Annotated in this window: 18 protein-coding genes, 1 other RNA gene and 1 riboswitch; of the genes, 6 read left to right on the top strand and 13 right to left on the bottom strand. The window is 37.5% G+C overall.

The genetic code is table 11. The features are described from left to right. The first annotated feature begins 1 nt into the window (after position 1). Positions 2-1,132: a class Ia ribonucleoside-diphosphate reductase subunit beta gene (gene nrdB, locus HMPREF2644_RS05305; RefSeq protein ID WP_005659688.1), complete on the top strand. Its 1,131-nt coding sequence runs from the start codon at positions 2-4 to the stop codon at positions 1,130-1,132. 116 nt (positions 1,133-1,248) lie between these two features. Here nrdB and odhB read toward each other — a convergent pair whose 3' ends face one another. The 8 genes from odhB to proQ form a co-directional block, all read right to left on the bottom strand. Then, positions 1,249-2,478 (bottom strand): 2-oxoglutarate dehydrogenase complex dihydrolipoyllysine-residue succinyltransferase, encoded by a 1,230-nt coding sequence (odhB, locus tag HMPREF2644_RS05300; RefSeq protein ID WP_005687373.1) that lies wholly within the window; start codon positions 2,476-2,478, stop codon positions 1,249-1,251. 102 nt (positions 2,479-2,580) lie between these two features. Beyond that, a complete protein-coding gene (gene sucA, locus HMPREF2644_RS05295; protein WP_005689573.1) occupies positions 2,581-5,388 on the bottom strand; it encodes a 2-oxoglutarate dehydrogenase E1 component in 2,808 nt (935 codons plus the stop codon). A gap of 630 nt (positions 5,389-6,018) precedes the next feature. After that, positions 6,019-6,657 carry an MBL fold metallo-hydrolase gene (locus HMPREF2644_RS05290; protein ID WP_014550683.1) on the bottom strand — a complete coding sequence of 213 codons (639 nt, stop codon included), beginning with the start codon at positions 6,655-6,657 and terminating at the stop codon, positions 6,019-6,021. Positions 6,658-6,666: 9 nt separating this feature from the next. Next, the gene (locus HMPREF2644_RS05285) at positions 6,667-7,422 is read right to left on the bottom strand and encodes a TatD family hydrolase (RefSeq protein ID WP_014550682.1); all 756 of its coding nucleotides are present in this window, start codon (positions 7,420-7,422) and stop codon (positions 6,667-6,669) included. A 51-nt stretch (positions 7,423-7,473) separates the two neighbouring features. Then, a complete protein-coding gene (locus HMPREF2644_RS05280) occupies positions 7,474-8,034 on the bottom strand; it encodes a peptidoglycan L,D-endopeptidase MepK (protein WP_005650077.1) in 561 nt (186 codons plus the stop codon). A 15-nt stretch (positions 8,035-8,049) separates the two neighbouring features. After that, entirely contained in the window at positions 8,050-9,519 is a 1,470-nt protein-coding gene (locus HMPREF2644_RS05275) for a L,D-transpeptidase family protein (protein WP_070828292.1), read from the bottom strand. A gap of 73 nt (positions 9,520-9,592) precedes the next feature. Further along, positions 9,593-11,674, bottom strand: a complete 2,082-nt coding sequence (gene prc / locus HMPREF2644_RS05270; protein ID WP_070828291.1) for a carboxy terminal-processing peptidase — start codon at positions 11,672-11,674, stop codon at positions 9,593-9,595. 27 nt (positions 11,675-11,701) lie between these two features. Continuing rightward, positions 11,702-12,340, bottom strand: coding sequence for an RNA chaperone ProQ (proQ, locus tag HMPREF2644_RS05265; RefSeq protein ID WP_005650069.1), 639 nt, complete (start codon positions 12,338-12,340; stop codon positions 11,702-11,704). Between the two features lie 184 nt (positions 12,341-12,524). On the opposite strand from proQ, the gene HMPREF2644_RS05260 reads away from it, so the two are divergent. Together HMPREF2644_RS05260 and HMPREF2644_RS05255 are read left to right on the top strand one after the other, a co-directional pair. Continuing rightward, positions 12,525-13,775 carry a paraquat-inducible protein A gene (locus HMPREF2644_RS05260; RefSeq protein WP_038441030.1) on the top strand — a complete coding sequence of 417 codons (1,251 nt, stop codon included), beginning with the start codon at positions 12,525-12,527 and terminating at the stop codon, positions 13,773-13,775. Then, positions 13,759-16,404: a PqiB family protein gene (locus HMPREF2644_RS05255; RefSeq protein ID WP_038441029.1), complete on the top strand. Its 2,646-nt coding sequence runs from the start codon at positions 13,759-13,761 to the stop codon at positions 16,402-16,404. Before HMPREF2644_RS05260 ends, HMPREF2644_RS05255 begins: the two co-directional genes overlap by 17 nt. Before the next feature lie 54 nt (positions 16,405-16,458). Here HMPREF2644_RS05255 and moaE read toward each other — a convergent pair whose 3' ends face one another. The 4 genes from moaE to moaA all read right to left on the bottom strand — a co-directional run bounded on the left by moaE (position 16,459) and on the right by moaA (position 18,746). Then, entirely contained in the window at positions 16,459-16,911 is a 453-nt protein-coding gene (gene moaE, locus HMPREF2644_RS05250) for a molybdopterin synthase catalytic subunit MoaE (RefSeq protein WP_005650057.1), read from the bottom strand. Beyond that, positions 16,912-17,157 (bottom strand): molybdopterin synthase sulfur carrier subunit, encoded by a 246-nt coding sequence (moaD, locus tag HMPREF2644_RS05245; protein ID WP_038441027.1) that lies wholly within the window; start codon positions 17,155-17,157, stop codon positions 16,912-16,914. 1 nt (position 17,158) lies between these two features. Then, on the bottom strand, positions 17,159-17,641 hold the full coding sequence (gene moaC / locus HMPREF2644_RS05240) for a cyclic pyranopterin monophosphate synthase MoaC (protein ID WP_038441025.1): 483 nt from the start codon (positions 17,639-17,641) through the stop codon (positions 17,159-17,161). 91 nt (positions 17,642-17,732) lie between these two features. After that, positions 17,733-18,746 (bottom strand): GTP 3',8-cyclase MoaA, encoded by a 1,014-nt coding sequence (moaA, locus tag HMPREF2644_RS05235; RefSeq protein ID WP_038441023.1) that lies wholly within the window; start codon positions 18,744-18,746, stop codon positions 17,733-17,735. Further along, positions 18,735-18,875: riboswitch (molybdenum cofactor riboswitch) on the bottom strand. (Overlaps the previous gene by 12 nt.) A 315-nt stretch (positions 18,876-19,190) precedes the next feature. Between moaA and ytfE the strand changes: the two genes are divergently transcribed. Then, positions 19,191-19,862 (top strand): iron-sulfur cluster repair protein YtfE, encoded by a 672-nt coding sequence (gene ytfE, locus HMPREF2644_RS05230; RefSeq protein ID WP_070828290.1) that lies wholly within the window; start codon positions 19,191-19,193, stop codon positions 19,860-19,862. A gap of 75 nt (positions 19,863-19,937) precedes the next feature. On the opposite strand, the gene rnpB is transcribed toward ytfE, so the two are convergent. Then, positions 19,938-20,314, bottom strand: an RNA gene (rnpB, locus tag HMPREF2644_RS05225) — RNase P RNA component class A. A 160-nt stretch (positions 20,315-20,474) separates the two neighbouring features. Here rnpB and HMPREF2644_RS05220 point away from each other — a divergent pair. Together HMPREF2644_RS05220 and HMPREF2644_RS05215 are read left to right on the top strand one after the other, a co-directional pair. Continuing rightward, positions 20,475-21,410 carry a KpsF/GutQ family sugar isomerase gene (locus HMPREF2644_RS05220; RefSeq protein WP_041174618.1) on the top strand — a complete coding sequence of 312 codons (936 nt, stop codon included), beginning with the start codon at positions 20,475-20,477 and terminating at the stop codon, positions 21,408-21,410. A 9-nt stretch (positions 21,411-21,419) separates the two neighbouring features. Then, positions 21,420-21,962, top strand: a complete 543-nt coding sequence (locus HMPREF2644_RS05215) for a KdsC family phosphatase (RefSeq protein WP_014550672.1) — start codon at positions 21,420-21,422, stop codon at positions 21,960-21,962. Positions 21,963-22,249 lie beyond the last annotated feature (287 nt).

Raw genomic sequence — 22,249 nt, 5'->3', positions numbered from 1 at the left:
AATGGCATACACCACTTTCTCACAAAACAAAAACGATCAATTAAAAGAACCAATGTTCTTTGGTCAAAACGTTAATGTTGCGCGTTACGATCAACAAAAATACGAAACTTTTGAAAAGCTCATTGAAAAACAACTTTCTTTTTTCTGGCGTCCAGAAGAAGTAGATGTATCGCAAGACCGTATCGACTACGCAGCATTGCCTGAACACGAAAAACACATCTTCATCAGCAACTTAAAATATCAAACCTTATTGGATTCTATTCAAGGTCGTAGCCCGAACGTGGCATTATTGCCTTTAGTGTCGATTCCTGAATTAGAAACTTGGATTGAAACTTGGACATTCTCTGAAACCATCCACTCTCGCTCTTACACACATATTATTCGTAATATTGTGAACGATCCTTCTATCGTATTTGATGACATCGTAACTAACGAAGAAATCATCAAACGCGCACAAGATATTTCATCTTACTACGATGATTTAATCCGTGATAGCCAACTTTATGGCTTATACAGCGAAGGCACTTATACCGTAGATGGCAAAGAATGCGTCGTGACTTTACGTAGTTTAAAAAAACAACTTTACCTTTGCCTAATGAGCGTGAATGCACTTGAAGCAATTCGTTTCTACGTTTCTTTCGCTTGTTCATTTGCTTTTGCTGAACGTCGTTTAATGGAAGGGAATGCAAAAATTATTAAATTTATCGCACGTGATGAAGCATTGCACTTAACAGGTACACAGCATATTTTAAATATTATGGCTGCAGGTCAAGACGATCTTGAAATGGCAGAAATTGCGGAAGAATGTAAACAAGAAGCCTATGATTTATTTGTTGCAGCGGCAGAACAAGAAAAAGCTTGGGCTGATTATCTATTTAAAGACGGTTCTATGATCGGCCTCAACAGAGATATTTTAGTTCAATACGTAGAATATATTACTAATATCCGTATGCAAGCTGTTGGATTGCCACTACCATTCCAAACACGTTCAAATCCAATTCCTTGGATTAACGCTTGGTTAGTGTCAGATAACGTACAGGTTGCACCACAAGAAGTAGAAGTAAGCTCTTATCTTGTCGGTCAAATTGACTCAAAAGTTGATACGAATGATTTTGACGATTTTTCTCTCTAATTAAAAACACATAAAAAAACCAACCGCACTTTGGAATATTCTTTTTAAATATTTAAAGTGCGGTTAATTTTTTGTTCATTTTAAAAGGCTTTCTAACACAGAAAGCCTTTTATTTCTTAGATTTCTAATAACAATCTTGTTGGATCTTCCAATAATTCTTTAATCGCTACCAAGAAACCAACAGATTCACGGCCGTCAATTAAACGATGATCGTAAGATAAAGCAAGGTACATCATCGGACGAATCACCACTTGACCATTAAGCGCAATCGGGCGTTCTTTAATAGCGTGCATTCCTAAAATCGCACTTTGTGGTGGATTGATAATTGGAGTGGACATAAGAGAACCGAACACGCCACCATTTGTAATAGTAAAATTGCCGCCAGTAAGATCTTCTACTGTTAATTTGCCATCACGACCTTTTTCAGCTAATGCTTTAATTTGTTTTTCGATCTCTGCCATACTGAGCTTATCGCAATCACGAAGCACTGGTGTGACTAATCCACGTGGTGTTGAAACTGCAATACTAATATCAAAATAGTTATGGTAAACAACATCATCCCCATCAATAGAAGCATTCACTTCAGGATAACGTTTTAATGCTTCCACAACCGCTTTAATATAAAAAGACATAAATCCTAAACGTACTGAATGTTGTTTTTCAAATTTTTCGCCGTAGGTTTTACGCAGAGTCATTATCGGCTGCATATCCACTTCATTGAAAGTGGTAAGCATCGCCGTACTATTTTTGGCTTCAAGTAAACGTTCAGCAATACGTTTACGCAAACGGGTCATTGGCACACGTTTTTCAGAACGTGCGCTATAAGCCACCGTACTAATTGTATTTTGCTCAGTGGCAACTTCTTGTTTCACTTGCTGTGCTTGTCGTTTTGCAATTTCACGTTCAATATCTTCACGTGTTAAACGACCACCCACACCCGAACCTTGAATTTGATCTGCTTGTAAATCATGTTCTGCTAATAAACGACGAATTGCAGGGCTCTGATCCGCATTATGATTATGACTATTTTCAATCGCTGCATTTTGACGATCAGATGGTGTGGGTTCATTCGTTGCTTTTAACGTCGCTGAACTGACATCTCCTTCTTGAGCCGTAGAAATTTTGCCTAGCAACTGTTTACTCACCACTGTTTCGCCCTCAGCTTGAACAACTTCAGCCAGTACACCATCAGAAAGTGCGGGAACTTCTAGCACGACTTTATCCGTTTCAATTTCCACAATAACCTCATCACGTTTCACAGTATCGCCCAGTTTTTTATGCCAAGTGGCAACAGTTGCATCTGCAACTGATTCAGGTAGGTCTGGAACAAGAATTTCGATTGTCATTTTATTTTTCCTTTTCTTCTTTTTTACTATATCTTAATTATCTTGGCTCCCCTATTTACAGAGGAAAGCAAAGATAAAAACCTTTATTAAATTAACCGCACTTTAAAAACTCAACGCATCTTCCACTAACTGTTTTTGCTGTTTAGTGTGAAGCGACATATAACCCACAGCAGGCGAAGCAGAAGCTGGACGCCCTGCATATTTGAGTTTAACGGATTCTGGAATTGCTGATTCAAAATTATGTTTGCTGCAATACCAAGCCCCTTGGTTAAGTGGTTCTTCTTGGCACCATACATAATCCGTGACATGCGCATAAGGCTCAAGCGCTTTCTTCACATCCTCATGCGGGAATGGATAAAGCTGCTCAATACGAATAATCGCTACATCTTTCTGATTATTTGCACGACGTTGTTCAAGTAAATCGTAATAAACTTTACCTGAACACATTACCACACGTTTTACATCTTTAGGATCAAGCTCATCAATTTCTCCGATTACCGTTTGGAAAGTTCCATTAATCAACTCGTCTAAACTGGACACTGCCAATGGATGACGTAGTAAAGATTTTGGGGAAATGGCAATCAATGGACGGCGCATTTTACGTAAAGACTGACGACGCAACATGTGATACACCTGTGCAGGTGTTGATGGCACGCAAACTTGCATATTTTGTTCTGCGCAAAGTTGCAAATAACGTTCAAGACGTGCGGAAGAATGTTCAGGGCCTTGTCCCTCATAGCCATGAGGCAATAACATAACTAAACCACACATTCTGCCCCATTTTTGTTCGCCAGAGCTAATAAATTGGTCGATAACAATTTGCGCACCATTAGCAAAATCGCCAAATTGCGCTTCCCAAATGGTTAAAGTTTTTGGATCTGTTGTTGCGTAGCCATATTCAAAAGCAAGAACAGATTCTTCAGAAAGTACCGAATCCCATACTTCAAAACGACCTTGATTGGCGTGTAAATGTGTTAATGGTACATACCCCGTACCATCATTTTGATTATGCACAACAGCATGACGATGGAAAAAAGTACCTCGTCCCGCATCTTCGCCTGATAAACGAACATTAACACCTTCATCAAGTAAGGTTGCATAAGCCATGGTTTCAGCCATGCCCCAGTCGAGCAATTTTTCGCCTTGATACATTGCTTTACGATCATTATAGATTTTTTCCACTCGAGGATGCGCACGTAAACTTTCAGGATATTCACATACACGTTTAGCAAGGGTTAAAAAACGTTCCTGTGAAAATTTGCTTTCATACGGCGCAGTCCAATCATAGTTGAGATATTGCAACCAATCCATTTTTGCCGTATCCATTTCTCGCCATTCAGATACCACGCGATCGCCATTATCTAGCGCATCGCGATAATCATTCGCCATCTCGGTAACTTGCTCTTCAGTCATCACGCCTTCTGAAACTAAGCGATCCGCATAAACTTTACGAGGTGTAGGATGTTTTTTGATGATGCTATACATCATTGGTTGAGTGGCTAATGGTTCATCTGCCTCGTTATGACCATGGCGACGATAAGAAATCAAATCAATAAAAATATCTCGTTTGAATAAATTACGATATTCCACCGCCATACGCGCAGCAAATGCCACCGCTTCAGGATCATCACCATTAACATGAATAATCGGCGCTTGAATCATTTTTGCAATATCGGTGCAATACTCTGTGGAACGCGTGTCATTCGGATTAGATGTCGTAAAACCAATTTGGTTATTAATCACGATGCGAATAGTACCGCCCACACTATAACCACGGGCATTTGACATATTCAATGTTTCTTGAACAACCCCCTGTCCTGCCACAGCTGAATCTCCGTGAACAGTAATAGCAAGCACTTTGCTATGTTCTGTATCATTCATACGAGTTTGTCGAGATCGAACAGAACCAATCACAACAGGGCTTACGATTTCCAAATGAGATGGATTAAATGCCAACGTTAAGTGGACTCTCTTATCATCTACGGCAAAATCAGAAGAAAAACCTTGATGATATTTCACATCCCCCGTACGTTCGCTGGAATGTTTACCTGCAAATTCATCGAATAAATTTTCAGGCTTTTTACCTAATACATTCACGAGCATATTCAAACGCCCACGGTGTGCCATTCCCATTACCACATCATTTACCCCTTGACGACTAGAATGGCGAATAATTTCTTTCATCAATGGAATAAACGCATCACTTCCTTCTAAAGAAAAGCGTTTCGCCCCAGGGAATTTCGCACCAAGATAACGTTCTAAACCGTCTGCAGCTGTCAGTTCACGAAGAAAATTGACACGTTCTTCAGATGTAAAAAGCGGTTTATCTAACAGGCTTTCCATCTTGCTCTGGAGCCACATTTTCTGCTCCATATCCTGCACGTGCATAAACTCCAAGCCAATTGAGCCACAATATGTTTCTTTCAACATTTGAGCTAATTCGCCAAGTTTAATGGTATCGCGTTTATAAACGTAATGATTTATATTGAAAGTTTCGTTGAGATCTTGTTCAGTAAAACCGTGATGGCGATAATCTAATTCAGGGACAGAAGATACTTTCCAACGATAATAATTGAGAGGATCAAGATTAGCCTCTAAATGGCCACGAAAACGATAGGCATTGATAAATTGTAGAACTTTCACTAATTTTGCACCAGCAGCAGGATCTATCACTGTCACCGCTTCATTATGATTTTCTCGCGCTAAACGACGAAAATAATCTCGCACTGGAGTATGGGGATGTTCAAGTGCGGTGGTTTTTGGCAAAGAATCAAAGGTTTTTCGCCAGCTTTCCTCCACCGACTGTGGATCACTCAAATAGCTTTCATAAAGTTCTTCTATATAAGATTGATTTGCACCGCCTAATGCTGTGCTGGCTAACCAATCATCAAACGCCTTGTTTTGCTGCATAATTACCTCTTTATTATGATATTTGAAGCAATATTTTCGCTCCATTTTTTACGCATTATACATAGGATTGCAACGGAAATAAGCCTCTTATCAGAAATTGTTACAAATTTGTGATCTAGTTCAAACTCTTTAGATTTCAAACAATAAAAAACCGCACTTCATCTCTTAAACAAAGTGCGGTTATTTTTACTTGTGTTTTTAAAACTTCAACGTATTACCACATACATCCTACGCTTGCTCCACCGCCAGAATAGCCACTTGATGAAAGAGCTGCGTTTTGCCTTTTTCTAACTTTTTCACTCTGCATCACCATTCACTTTACCATAGACAGGCTTCCACGTAGGAGTTGCAGCAAAAGATTGAACAGAATAAAAAGAAGTGGAAATAAGTAGACTGATTAAAGAAAGGCGGATTAGACTATTTTGCTTGCTTAATGATTTTCATTGTTTTGCTCCTTTGTCAAGAAAATAATTAAGGGCGTTGGTTGTAACAGAAAATAATTTCAAAAATGTGAGCTACTTCACATTTTGGAAATTAAATAAAAAACGTGGAAAAAATTTACCGCACTTTTAGGCTAATTGATCATTTATTTTGCACTTGATTGATCAATAACCTCCAAGAATTTAGGATTTAAGATTTAGGATTTAAAAATGGATTGCTCCGCTTTTCTTGCCCAATGGTTGTGTAAGATCCGTGTCCAGCGATAATAATAATATCGTCATTTAATGGGAGTAATTTTGTTCGAATTGAAGAAATCAATGTTTCATAATCCCCGCGAGGGAAATCGGTACGACCAATTCCGCCTTGAAATAATACATCGCCCGTAAACGCCACTTTTTTCTCGTGTTCAATAAAACCGATATGTCCTGGTGTATGCCCTGGTAAATGTAAAATCTCGAAATTAAAGCCATCTAATTTTAAAATTTCGCCCTCTTGATTAAACCAACGATCAGGCAAAAAAGCGTCAATATTTGGCAAGCCAAAACGTTGGGCTTGTTCGGGTAAACTCTCAAATAAAAATTTATCTTTTTCATTAGAACCCCAAATTTCAACGCCAAAATGTTGTTTTAATTGCATTGCAGCACCAACGTGATCTAAATGGCCATGGGTAATCAAAATCACTTTGAGATTTAAATCCAGTTCTTCAATACGTTGAATTAGGCGTTCGGCTTCGCCACCTGGGTCAATAATTGCGGCATTTTTTTCATCATCCCAAATCAAAGAACAATTTTGTTGGAATGCGGTAACGGGGATAATTTCGATATTCATTTTTGCTCCTTATAATCGATAAAACTGTTCAGTATTCAAAAGGATTTGCTTTTGAACAGAATGTAATGGCAAAGACTTTAATTCAGCTACTTTCTTCGCTACTGCAAATAATTGCTCAGAAATTACCGCACTTTCAAATCCCTCGTGTTGCCAAGGGCTATCCGTTTCAATCATCAAGCGATTTAAGGGTAAATGTTGAGCGACATATTGGGTTTTAGGGTTCCATAAAATATCAGGGGTTAGGCTTGCAAAATAGGGCGTAGAGAAAAATTTCTGAAAAGATTTTTCATCTGTCTTAAACCAGTGAAAATGAGCCCGTTGAATTTTGTGTTTCTGCAATAATTCAAGGGCAATTTCTACATCGTTATGTACAATATGCAAATTTAACGGTAAATCCCATTTTTTCGCTATCAGAATAAATCGCTCCAGTAATTCAATGTAAGGCGCGTAATCTAAATTCGGATTTTCTCGTTTAGAATAATGTGGCAAGCCCACCTCGCCAATCCCAGAAATCGATGAATGATGTTCGTCAATCCATTGAAATAATTTTTTTTGTTCTTCTAAACTAGGTAATTGCTGTTCAGGATGAAAACCAGCTGCAAAATAAAGTTTCTTTGGGTAAGTCTGTTTTAAATTCAGCAGTTTTTTAGCACTGTTGAGATTAGTACTCACCGCAAGCATACCTATAATCTTTGAATGAGCAAGTATTTGCTGAATATTCTCGTCAGAGAGTTGGTCTAAATGAAGATGGCTGTCAAATAACATTTCTTTTCCAATGAAAAACCGCACAAAAGTGCGGTTAATTTTACATTTGTTTTACACGCCTTTCCAAGTTCTCACAGGGCCTGTATCTACGTGAATGAAATTACTGGTTGGATAATAACCCACGCCACCATTTCGCAGACTTTCCGCAGAAGATTTCACTTTAATCAAAGGCACACCTGCAATACGAAAATCAATGGCTTTTCCTTTAATGTGATAACTATTTTTCGCTACGCCACGACTTTGGCGACGACGCATTGCATTAGTAGAGGCTGAACGATAACCACAAATTACTTCAATTTCAGCATTGCGTAAGCCTAAATTAGTTTGGATATTATAAAATTTCTGGAATAAATTTGGATCCATTTTATGCACTTGATTTGTCCTTTTATCACGCATTAAATAATCCAATTTTTTTAACATCGCAGGCGAAAAACCTTTTGCTAAAGAAAACTCGCCACTTAATCTTTCGCCCGTATTAATGTTGCGGAAAGTTAAAATACGAGGTTTAGGTGTTGAAACCATTGCTAATACAGAATTTGGTAAAATAGATATTCCTAACGCAATACCGCCCAGCGATAACCATTTTCGTTTATTCTGATCCACATAATTCATTATAGCTCCCTTATTTTATTGAAGATATTTTTTTACGAGATCCCAATTAATCTCAGCAAGATTAATCTGACGATCATAACCATAAATATCAGGTAAATTTACAATATTTCCGTTTTCAATCCACGCTGTAACATAATATAAAAAAACAGGATTATCCGAGCGTATCGGCGCAGAAGTGGTTTTTTTACTTGCTAATACTGTATTTTTTCGAGTTTCTGTCCAACCTGCTTCTTTTAATAAAATACTTGCCAATTGATCAGATTTTTCAACACGCACACAACCAGAACTTAACGCTCGATTTTTACGATTAAACAATCCGCGATTTGGCGTATCGTGTAAATAAATTGCATCAGAACTTGGCATATTAAATTTATAATTACCTAACGCACTATCGCCAGCCGCTTGTCGAACTCGATAAGGAAATTTATTACCAATAGATTCCCAATCAATAGAAGCAGGATCAACAACATTGCCTTGATTATCTAAAATTGAATAATTATGCTCCGTAATATAATTTGGATCGGCTTTCATTTTTGGCAATAAATCTTCATTAATTAAGCGAATTGGCGCATTCCAAGGTGGATTTACAACCACATTACTTAATTTGCTATACATTACAGGTGTCCTGCGCGAATCTGTGCCAACAATTACCCGAGATTCTAAAATTAAATCGCCATCACGATAATACTGTAATTTATAGCTTGGAATATTCACAAAAATCCCATTATGAAAATCAGGAATTACGCGTAAACGCTGTGCATTCATTGCCAGTTTTTGAGCAATATTTGATTCTTTAGAAGTCGGAATAAACATCGGCAATGATTGAACTGTTTGGCGATATAAATGATTTTCTCCCGCTAAACTTTGTATGAAATCAAGAAGTTGATTATTTTCCACCGCACTTAACCAGCGTTGAATATGATCATTTTCAGGCTGTTTTGCTTGATATTGATCAGATGAATACAACCAATTCGATGCTTGAGAACGAACATTTTTTGTGTAATATAAATAATCTAACAAAATATCACTTAATAACACATCATAAGCCAATCCACCTTGTTGTTCTACCAATGTCAATGTTTCTAGTGAAGTTGCCGACGATTTTGAAATACCGCTTGCCACCATTGCTGCATAATCACGTAACAATTGACGAGCTGCCGCATTGTCAGTCCATAACGGGGCATATTTACGAGAAGCATATAAACGCGCGAGTAAAGGCTTAAATTGTAACTTATGATCGCCTATTTCGTGTGTTAGCGTCATATTAAGCAATGTTTGTTTTTCTTCCGTTAAACGTTGCTGATCCGCATAAATGGCTTCTTCAAGCTCTTTTCTTTCCGCTAGTGACAAATGGGAAAGATTAATGCCGTACAATGATTTAGATTGTTCATTTTTGCTCAAATCGGCTAAAATACAACCCGACATCATCATAGATAATGATAAGGCGAATAATGATAACTTTAAGGTGCTTTTAAACACTACCATTTCCTAAACCTTTATTAAAATAACCGCACTTGTTGCTTTTCTCAAACAAAGTGCGGTCAAAACCATTTAGTATTTATTTTTTACTTTCCGTTTTTTCTTCGGATAGGCTGTTTGCTTGATTAATTTTCTGATCTGAATTAAAGATAACGAAATCAGCTGCCATTTTTTCAGCTTCTTTTAAGAAGAAATCTGGTGCTTCGTAATCTTTCGGCAAATCATCAATATCTTTCAACGCTTTCTTACCCTCACGTTTAAAACGTTCGTTCAAATCTTTTAAACGTCTTGCATCATCTTTATCATTCTCTGCTTTACGCATTTTATAATTCAATGATAGAAATTTTCGTTCTCGGCGTTCATTTCTCACTTTCAATTCTTCATTCAATGCAACAAATTCAGGATCTTTAGCAATACGAGCAAGATGTTTTTCATTTAGAATATTTACTGCATTATTAATATCATCGATATTTCCTACTTCCATATAACTCGCTGATGGGATTTTATCCCAAGCAAGCGCATTATCTTCTTTATCTTCCCCATATTCTTTCGCATCTATAATTTCGGGGAAATTAATATCGGCTGCAACACCTTTTAATTGGGTTGAACCACCATTAACGCGATAAAATTTTTGAATGGTATATTGTAAAACACCCAACGGACTCTGATCTAAATCATAGATAAAATTTAACGAGCGACTCTGTTGTACCGTACCTTTACCAAAAGTATTTTGCCCGATGATAATACCTCGACGATAATCTTGCATTGCTGCAGCAAAAATTTCCGATGCAGAAGCACTGTAACGATTAATCATCACAAATAATAACCCCTTATATTGTTGCGTAGCGTCATCATCTTCGTGAACACGAATACGCTGATAAGCATCGCGAACCTGCACAACAGGGCCATCAGCAATAAATAAACCACTTAACGCCACGGCTTCCGTTAATGCACCACCGCCATTTTCACGTAAATCAACAATTAGAGCCTCAGCTTTTTGATTTTCTAATTTAACCAGTAGTTTTTTGACATCTTCGGTTAATCCAATATAAAAACTTGGAATTTTTATTACCGCAATGTTTTTTCCTGACACTTTTTCAAAAGTTAGTTTAGCCGCTTGATCTTCAATACGGACTTTATCACGCACCAAAGTAATAATACGTGATTTTCCCCCTTTAGCAGGCTCAATTTCCAAGCGAACTTTAGTGCCTTTTTTCCCTTTAATTTTTTCTACCAAATCTTCTAAACGCCAACCAACAACATCTTCAATATCGCCTGTTGCTTGCCCAACGCCAATGATTTTATCCCCAGGATGCAGCTTTTTACTACGTTCCGCTGGCGCACCAGGTACAAGAGATTTTATGCTAGTTTCATCATCTTCTGATTGTAAAGTAGCCCCAATGCCTTCCAAGGAAAGATTCACACTTTCATTAAAACTTTTCGCTGTTCTTGGGGAAAGATAACTGGTGTGAGGATCAATTTCACGCGCAAAAGCATTCAAATAAATTTGAACAATATCGTCTGCTTTTGTTTGCGTTAAACGACGAATGGCTAAATTATAGCGTTTTGTAAGCTTTGCTTTGATTTCTGACCATTTTTTATCTTTTAATTTAAGATTAATAATGTCATTTTTTACACGAGCATCCCAAAGTTTATTCGCATCAGCTTCAGTTTGTGGCGCAGCCGCTTTTTCACGATCAATTTCAATTTGATCTTGACCATTTAAATCAGGCTCTTTATCTAATAAAGATAACGCATAAGTATAACGTTCATAGCGACGTTTCATCATTACATCATAAATGTCAAACGCCGCAGAAAGATCGCCTTGACTCAACTGTTCATCTAACTTAGTACCATATTTTTGACGAAGTTCGTCTATATCAGACTGCAAAAAAGTATTGTGGCTAAAATCTAAATTTTTAATATAACGATCAAAAATTTTCTCGGAAAAATCATCATCTAATTTAATCTTACGATAATGGGATTGAGTTAATCTTGTCGTTGCACGCTTAGTTGCCAACTGGCTTTCTTCACTTATCGCTGGAATACTAATGTCACTTGGTTTTAATGTAGGTTGTACAGCAAATGCAGGAATTGCACTGCTCAAACACACCGATAACCACGCATAACAAATCACATTTTTTGACATTTTAAATTTCATAACCATTTCCGAGTCAATTTTTATTTATTAAGCAAATAAACGATCTGCAGCAACGTTCATAATCAAACCATTTTCAAGTTCAACACGTGCTGAATCTTTTAATACTTCTACCACTGTTGCTTTTTTAGCATTATCTCCAGCTTTAACTTTCACAACAGAACCAACAGAAATTTGTGAAAAATCAACCGCACTTAGTGATAATTTACTCTCTTTTTTAAGGTTTTTATTCGCAGGTTTACGCGGATGCTTTTTTTGTTGTGCTTTTTTAGCTGCAGCTTCTGCTTTACGTTTTTCCGCAAAACGCGCTTTCGCTTCAGCAAGTTGCTGTGCAGCGTGAGCAACGTGTTCTGCATCTAATACACCCGCAGGATTACCCTGTAAATCAACACGCACTGCACCTTCACGACAGCCATATAAATAACGCCAATTTGATGTGTATTGGCGAAGAGCCTGACGCAATTGGGTTTTACTTACGCGTTCATCATCTTGTAATGCTTCAGCTAAATCTTGAAATAAACCTATTTTTAATGGTTTTGCTTCGCCCTCTAAAACAAAGCAAAGAGGAAATTTTTCTGCTAAATAAGTAATGATAGCTTTTGCGTTGGTTAATTTTTGCACTTCCGTTTGCACATCTGTAACTTGAGATGATAATTGTGTGTCAGTCATAGTTATATCCTTGAGGCTATTAATAAAATAAAGATTTGCCTAGTTTATCGCACTTTTTACAAAATTAACAACGGATCCCGTTATGCTGAATAAATTTCACACAAAAATAACGCCAAGACTTCACAAATACGTTAAAACAACGATAGAATGGCACGTTTTTGATTTATAAAGAAAGACCACAAGCGTGCCTAAAACAAAGCTAACTTCGCCTCCATTTAAAATTTTAAAATGCACAGAATGTGATGCTTGCATTAACGTGCCTTCTATTCTTCAATCAAATGAACAAGCCGAATGCCCACGTTGTCATCATCTATTAGAAAGTGGTACGAGGTGGTCATTACATCGTTGTGCAATGATTGCATTATCTATTTTGATATTAATGCCCTTTTCCTTGAACTACCCCTTATTAAGTTTACATTTATTAGGCATTAAAATTGACGCCTCTATTTGGGATGGCATTTGGAAAATGGCAGTGGGTGGTTATGAATACACCGCGTTTATGATCTTTATTTGTGCAGTAGTAATGCCGATTACTTTTGCACTTTTAGTTATTATGCTTTGGCTGGCTAAGATTTTTCAGATAAAACCACGTAGTGTTTTACTATTTCTTGGTTACATTAAAGCTTGGGTAATGTTTGATGTTTATTTAGTGGCACTTGGGGTAACCATATTTAAAGTACGCGAATATGCAACATTAGAAATTAATATTTATTTAATTCCTTTTATTTTTACCGCACTTTTAACCACACTGCTTTTTATCAAACTTAATCTTTCCGCCTTATGGCAGGAATTTTATCCTGAATGTACTCCAGTTTATACAAAACAAGCTGTTGAATTATGTCCTGCTTGCCATTACACATTTACGCAAAAATCTATCTATTACGATCATCAACAAAAAATTTGTTGTCCCCGCTGCCAATCGCCTCTTAATACATCGGATAAGCTAAAATTACAAGCGACTTGGGCAACCTTAATTGCAGGGATTATTATGCTTTTTCCTGCAAATTTATTACCTATATCTGGCATTTATTTAACAGGTGCATTATCTGAAGATACGTTAATTTCTGGGGTTATTTCATTTGTTAAATCAGGTAGTTATTTTGTTGCTTTTGTTGTGTTTTTTGCCAGTATTTTCGTGCCTATCAGCAAAATTTTTATTATGCTTTATTTACTTGCTTGCGTGCATTTTAAATGGCAACATTCTATTAAATGGCAAATGCGTTTATTACATCTAGTACATTTTGTTGGACGCTGGTCTATGCTCGATTTATTTGTATTAGCCTTAATGATGTCGCTTGTCACACGCGGAGAAATCATTAATTTTACCGTAGGGCCAGGCGCATTTTATTTTGGCGCAGCCGTATTTTGCACTATGCTTTCCACCTCACAATTTGATAGCAAATTAATTTGGAAAATTTATGACAGAGAAAAATAATTCCTCCTCAATAGAAGAAAAATATCAAGAAATAACAGCCAACTTACGTAAAACAAAACGCATTTCGCCTTTTTGGCTATTGCCTTTTATCGCATTATGTATCGGGGCAATTTTATTCTTCCAAATTGTGAAAGAACGCGGTACTAGCATTACAATTACTTTTGCTAATGGTTCTGGCATTGTGGCAGATAAAACTCAAATTCGTTATCAAGGATTACAAATTGGCATAGTAAAAGAAGTTCATTTCACTGATAACCTACAAAAAGTAGAAGTTATTGCAAATATCAATCCTGAGGCTTCAAATATTTTACGTGAAGACACAAAATTTTGGCTTGTACAACCAAATGTTTCCCTTGCAGGCATTTCAGGATTAGATTCTCTCGTGTCAGGTAATTACATCACTCTTCAACCGGGTGATGGCGATCGTGAAGATGAATTTATAGCAGAAGAACAAGGGCCTATTGCGCAAGTTTCAGCAGGAGACTTGTTGATCCACTTAATTTCTGATGATTTAGGTTCGATTTCTATTGGTGCGTCCGTGTATTTTAAAAAATTACCTGTAGGAAAAATCTATGATTACCGTATTAATAAAAACAATAAAGTAGAAATAGATGTGGTCATTGATAAAGCCTATGCCAAGTTTGTGAAAAAAGATTCACGCTTTTGGAATATTAGTGGCATTAACGCTAATATTAGCCCGTCAGGCTTAAATCTAAATGTAGAAAGTTTAAATGCCGTTGTACAGGGGGCGGTTTCTTTTGACTCTCCAGCTGACAGCCCAAAAGCAGATGAAAATAGTCATTTCACGCTCTATACCAATTTAAAAGCGGCTAAACGTGGGATTGAAATTAAGATAACTATTCCTGCCTCTACCGCTCTTATTGCAGGGCAAACGGAAGTTTATTCTCAAGATAATGCTATAGGGATTCTCGCCAAGCTAAGTGCGGTGGAAAATAACGATGAAATTTTAGAAGGCAGTTTATTGATCGATCCAAACCAAGCCTCTTTGTTTAAAGCAAATAGTAAAATTGTCCTACGCAATAAAAAAATGGATCTAGGCAATTTAGCAGAACCAAAAAAATTCTTTCGTGACGAATATTTTGATGTGATTGCGGGAGACGGCGAAACTAAACATCAATTTAACGTGATTAAAGAAAATGAATTATTACTCAATGCACCTAACACGTTAGTTTTAACCCTCACTGCGCCAGAGAATTACGGCGTCAGCGAAGGGCAAAATGTGTTTTATAACAATATGATAATTGGGCAAATTGTTTCACAAACAATTGATGTAAATGGCGTGCAATTTAAAGCAGCAATTGCCTCTGAATACCGTAATTTAATTCACGAAGATACTCAATTTGTGGCTGCAACCAATTTCGATATAAGCATTGGATTAGATGGATTGCGTTTTGAATCCGCGACACCAGAAAAATGGTTACAAGGTGGTGTTCGAGTACTAACAAAACAAGCTCAGGGAAAAGCTAAAACCAGTTATCCACTTTATCAAAATATTAGCAATGCAGAACACGGTATCACAGGCGATATTCTTACGCCAACAATAACCTTACATACCCAAACATTACCAAGTATTGATAAAGGCTCTCTCGTCCTATATCGTCAATTTGAAGTAGGAAAAATTTTAAGTATTAAACCTAAAACGAATAGCTTTGATGTAGAAATTTATATTTATCCTGCCTATCAACATTTATTGACAAATAAAAGCCGTTTTTGGGTAGAAAGTGCGGCGAAGATTGATGTCACACCGAAAGGCATTAGTATTCAAGCAACACCACTTGCACGTTCCTTAAAAGGGGCGATTAGCTTTGATAATGGTGGTTCAGGCAATAATCGAACACTTTATGCAAATGAAAGCTATGCAAAATCTATCGGGTTTGTCATCACGTTAATCACAGATGATGCAACTAATCTTAGCAAAGGAATGAATCTGCGTTATTTAGGCTTAGATGTGGGGCAAATTGACAGCATTCAGCTTGATGCAAAAGCGAAACGCATCACTGCAAAAGCCCTAATAAATCCAAATTATATGAATATAATTGCAAAAGAAGGTTCTCACTTTACGATAATCTCGCCACAAATTTCAGCAGGTGGAATAGATAACCTTGATAGTTTATTACAATCTTATATTGATATTGAAATTGGTAATGGCAACACAAAAACACAATTTAATTTAGCGCAAACGGCACCACAGCGTAATAAATTTAGCAATGGCACACCGTTTATTTTAGAAACGCGTGATGCGATGAATTTAAGTGAAGGTTCGCCAATTCTTTATCGAGGTGTAGAAGTTGGCACAGTGAAAAAATTTGAACTTAATAGTCTTGGTGATCGTGTATTAGTGCATATTACAATTATGCCGAAATATAGCCATCTTGTTCGACAAAACACAGAATTTTGGATCGCATCAGGCTACGACTTTAGCTTAGGCTGGAAAGGTGCGGTATTTAATACGGGTAGCGTTCAGCAGTTGCTAAAAGGTGGGATTTCTTTCTCCACACCAGCAGAAAAAGAAATTCAACCGCAAGCGCAGCCCAACAAACGTTTCTTGCTTCAAATAAACCGCCCTGAAAAAGTGCAAACTTGGGGAAGTGGCGCGTTATCAAAATAATATAAATGAAAATATTTAATCTGCACCTTAATGAATTAGGGTGCAGATAAGCTATTACCATTTTTCTAATGCTTCTTTATCACTCTCTCTTGCTTCAATCCAACGCTCGCCTTGATTGGTTTGTTCTTTTTTCCAAAATGGTGCTTTAGATTTTAAAAAATCCATAATGAATTCATTGGCGTGATAAGCATCTCCACGATGTGCGGAACTTACCCCCACTAAAACAATTTCATCGCCAGTTTGTAAAAGCCCAACACGATGAATTACCGATACACGTTGAATATCCCAACGCGCTTTCGCTTGTGCAACAATTTCATTCAACGCTTTTTCAGTCATTGCGGGATAATGTTCTAAATACAAACTAGATACTGCATCGCCTAAATTAAGATCGCGTACTTTGCCAACAAATATAACCGTTGCACCAATTGAATGTTGCTCAGAAAGCCATTGGTAAACGGCATTTTGATCAAAAGGTTGTTCTTGTACCGCAATTTGAATATCCGTCATTTAGCCCCCTGTTACTGGTGGGAAAAAGGCAATTTCATCGCCATTTTTTACCGCACTTTCTAAAGGCATTAAGGTTTGATTAATTGCCACTAAAAGTTTACCTTTTTCCAGTGCCAATGCCCATTTATCGCTCTTTTGAGCAAGGTGTTCACGCACCGCTTCCGCAGTGGCAAAATCATCTTCTAATTGAATGGCATCAATGCCAATTAATTCACGAGTTTGAGCAAAAAATAAAATATTTAACATCTTATTTTTCCTCCGCAATAAAATGGCCTGATTTTCCACCGCACTTTTCTAACAGGCGAACTTTCTCAATCACAATGTCTTTCTGCACAGCTTTACACATATCGTAAATGGTTAAGGCTGCTACGCTTGCGGCAGTTAGTGCTTCCATTTCTACGCCAGTTTTTCCAGTTAATTTGCAAAGAGATTGAATACGAACTTGATTGGTTTCAAGTAACGGTTCTAAATTTACTTCCACTTTGGAAAGTAACAACGGATGGCAAAGCGGGATAAGCTCCCAAGTACGTTTTGCAGCTTGAATACCCGCAATACGAGCCGTAGCAAAAACATCGCCTTTGTGATGTTTACCTTCCACGATCATAGCAAGGGTTTCTTTAGACATGGTAACGATGGCTTCAGCATGGGCTTCACGAACTGTCTCTGCCTTTGCAGAAACATCCACCATATTGGCTTCGCCTTGAGAATTGATATGTGTAAATGTAGTCATAATATGATAAAAGTGCGGTTAAAATATTAAATGTTTTAAATAAGCGACAAAAGAACGCAGATGAATATTACCATTCATCTCACTTTGCTTTTTAGCCACCAATAGAAGCTAAATGATTTCTTACACCAGTATCGCCGATATGCAAATAATGATGTTCACGTTTGCCTTGAAGTGCGGCAAAAATACGAGCCTGTAAAATACCTTGCTGTTCGTGCGACTGCAATAAATCACGTAATTCAATGCCTTCTTCGCCAAATAAACAAAGATGAAGTTTACCTTTTGCTGACACTCTTAAACGATTGCAACTTGCACAGAAATTCTTCTCATAAGGCATAATTAAGCCAATTTCGCCTGCATAATCAGGATGCGTGAATACTTTAGCAGGACCATCAGTGTGAGATTTATGCTGTAATGTCCAACCATTTTTCAGCAATTTATCCGCTAAGACTTGTCCTGAAAGATGGAATTTATCAAAGAAACTATCCATTTCGCCCGTTTGCATCAACTCAATAAAGCGCATTTGAATTGGGCGATCTTTCACCCAAGCGAGAAATTGTTCAAATTCTTTATCATTCAGATTTTTCATCAAAACTGAATTAACTTTGACTTTGTTGTAACCCACTTCAAATGCACGATCGATACCACGCATCACGTCATCAAATTTATTGATACCTGTAATTTGATGGAACATTTTCGGATCAAGGCTATCAACACTAACGTTAATAGACGTAATCCCTGCTTGCTTCCAATCAGCCACATCTTTTGCCATGCGATAGCCGTTTGTCGTGACGGCTAATTGACGAATGCCATCAATGTTAGCAATGCTTTCGGCAATAGAAATAAAATCTTTGCGTAAAGTCGGTTCGCCACCCGTTAAACGGATTTTCTCTGTGCCCATTTCAGCAAACGCTTGAGCAAGATGGATAATTTCTTTTAAGGTTAAGAAACTTGGTTTGTTAGCTTCGGGTTGATAACCATCAGGTAAACAATAGGTACAACGAAAATTACACTGATCAGTAATCGACAGTCGTAGATAGTAATATTGACGTTGGAAAGGATCGACTAAGCGAGACTCTCCTACGTTTTTAATAGGAATGGATTGCATTTTACACCTTTCTAAATACGGAGAGGATAAACCGTTTCCAGCGTATCCCTGAATAACGAACTGCGTTATTGGCTTGTCGCCGTATTTCGATGAAACTTAGGCCAAACAAGCTCGGAGTTATGCGTTAAATTTAACTTAACGCCATTCTAAAAGATTTCACTTCATAAACACAATCAATAATATTGATGAAAATCAGTATTTTCCCAAATTCATAAAAATCAATTATATAAAAAAATACACAATGAATTTAAAGCGGGCTCATTAGTGATAATTAATCCTATTTATGTAAATAACCATAAATTTTTAGCTGATTATTATGAGGTATTTTTATTGATTTAAATCATAATTTAATCAATAAATAAATCTCTCTACTTTTCATAATCAGAAAAATACCCTACTATTTTAATCGGATTTATTTTTACTTAATCAATATAGGAGTGATTTATGTCTTTTGCCCAACAAAAACTTAGCGAACTCGCTGTTTCAATTCCAGGTGCAACTAAAATTTTTCGTGAATATGATTTAGATTTTTGCTGCGGAGGTTCTGTATTATTAGAAGTCGCGGCACAACAAAAGAATCTTAACCTTGCTGAAATTGAAAAACGTTTAACTGATTTACAACAAAGTAAAGCAGAAAATAATGATAAAGATTGGACTTCGGCATCTTATGCAGAAATGATCGATCACATTATTACTCGTTTTCATAATCGCCACCGTGAACAACTCCCTGAATTAATTACATTGGCGGAGAAAGTAGAAAATGTACATGGTGATCGTGATGATTGCCCTGTCGGCGTAGCCGCACAATTAGAAAAAATATATGCTGAACTTAGCCAGCATTTAATGAAAGAAGAACAAATTTTGTTCCCAATGATCAAAATGGGGAATTATGCTATGGCCTCAATGCCAATTCGTGTAATGGAAATGGAACACGATGAAGCGGGACAAGATGTAGAAGCGATCAAATCGCTTACTAATAACTGCACGCCACCAGCTGATGCTTGTTTCAGTTGGAAAGCCTTATATAGCGGTATTAATGAATTTATTGATGATTTAATGCACCATATTCATTTGGAAAATAATATTTTATTTCCACGTGTATTAAACGAAAAATAATTCAATATTCATCAAAAAATAACCGCACTTTAATCTATTCCGAAAAACAAACTAAAGTGCGGTCATTTCTATAAAAATTTGAGTTGGTCGATAAGCCGAGTTCTGTCGTGGACAATCATTCCTCTAGGCGACAAATTACTCTGCCGCTCAAGCAACCTACCCGAACTCTGGACGGGCCACCCATTGAGTTCCTATTTGGTCTTGCTACGAGTGGAGTTTACCCTGCTGCCAACCGTTACCGGAGGCACGGTGCGCTCTTACCGCACCCTTTCACCCTTACCGTTTACACGGCGGTCTGCTCTCTGTTGCACTGGTCGTCGGCTCACGCCGCCCGGACGTTATCCGGCACTCTGCCCTGTGTAGCTCGGACTTTCCTCTCGTTTACTTGTCCCACTAGGTCGTATAAATACGGTTAAGGGCTTCAATAAACCAGCGATTGTCTAACCAACTCGGCGCGTAGTATAGGGGCAATCATTAGTGCGGTCAATAAAATCCCCAATTTTTAGATATTGCTCATCAATCTTATAAACAATAATGCCTAATTTTTCATTCGTATTTTTTTATGATTTCGCTAAAATAACGCCAATTTCAACCGCACTTTTAGGAAGAAAAATGAACTATCTAAAAATTGCACAGAATTCCCTTTCTGTGGAAAGCAACGCGCTTTTGCAACTCAGCCAACGTTTAGGCGAGGATTTTAATCAAGTCGTGGATTTAATCCTTGCTTGCAAAGGTCGATTAGTCATCGGCGGAATAGGGAAATCCGGTTTAATTGGGAAAAAAATGGTGGCTACCTTTGCCTCTACTGGCACACCAAGTTTCTTTTTACATCCAACAGAAGCCTTTCACGGCGATTTAGGTATGTTAAAACCAATTGATATTGTGATGTTAATTTCCTATAGCGGAGAAACTGATGATGTCAATAAACTGATTCCAAGTTTAAAAAATTTCGGTAATAAAATTATTGCCGTAACCAGTAACAAAAATTCCACACTCGCACGTCACGCAGATTATGTTTTAGATATTACTGTTGAGCGTGAAGTCTGTCCAAATAATCTCGCGCCAACAACCTCCGCACTTGTTACACTTGCGCTTGGCGATGCACTCGCCGTATCGCTTATTACGGCACGCAATTTCCAACCTGCGGATTTTGCCAAATTCCATCCAGGTGGCAGTCTTGGTCGTCGTTTATTATGTAAAGTGAAAGATCAAATGCAAACTCGCCTACCAACAATTTTACCGACCACCAATTTTACTGACTGCCTCACAGTCATGAATGAAGGGCGAATGGGCGTTGCCTTGGTGATGGAAAATGAGCAACTTAAAGGCATTATCACGGATGGCGATATTCGCCGCGCGCTTACCGCCAATGGTGCAGAAACGTTGAATAAAACAGCCAAAGACTTTATGACAAGTTCACCAAAAACCATTCATCAAGACGAATTTTTATCCAAAGCAGAAGACTTTATGAAAGCGAAAAAAATTCACTCGCTAGTGGTTGTTAATGATGAAAATCACGTGGTGGGTTTAGTGGAATTTTCAAGCTAAGGAATCCCAATGCAACAAAAACTAGAAAATATTAAATTTGTTATTACTGATGTAGATGGTGTACTCACTGATGGGCAACTCCATTATGATGCCAATGGCGAAGCCATCAAAAGTTTTCACGTTCGCGATGGTTTAGGCATAAAAATGCTGATGGACGCGGGTATTCAAGTGGCAGTGCTTTCTGGTCGCGACTCCCCTATTTTACGTCGTCGCATTGCCGATCTTGGTATTAAATTATTCTTTCTTGGCAAACTTGAAAAAGAAACCGCTTGTTTTGATCTGATGAAACAAGCTGGCGTCACTGCCGAGCAGACCGCTTATATTGGCGATGATAGCGTAGATCTCCCCGCCTTTGCTGTTTGTGGAACTTCTTTTGCAGTGGCTGATGCTCCTATTTATGTGAAGAATGCTGTTGATCATGTACTTTCCACCCATGGCGGAAAAGGTGCCTTCCGAGAAATGTCCGATATGATTTTACAAGCTCAGGGAAAATCCTCTGTATTTGATACCGCCCAAGGTTTCCTAAAATCAGTGAAAAATATGGGGCAATGATAACTAATTCGTCAGTGTTATTGCTTAGTAAAAACGAAGTAACCACAAACATTGCCTATTTATCGCCCACTTATTGCCCCATTAACAACTCATCTCTATCTTCTATAAATACAGTAATTTGGTCTCAACGCCGAAATTATTCAACCACTAGTAAAGTGAACTTTAGTCCTATTCAATAATACTGATTTTTGCTGTGGACTAAAATCCGCGCTACAGCGTTCTCTTAATACTAGTACAAACCCACAATAAAATATGACAAACAACAATTACAACACCTTTTTTGCAGT

The organism is Haemophilus sp. HMSC071C11 (assembly GCF_001837655.1).
Taxonomy (GTDB): domain Bacteria; phylum Pseudomonadota; class Gammaproteobacteria; order Enterobacterales; family Pasteurellaceae; genus Haemophilus; species Haemophilus influenzae.
The sequence above is the reverse complement of the archived record's forward strand: the minus strand, read 5'-3'. Positions and strand labels throughout refer to the sequence as shown.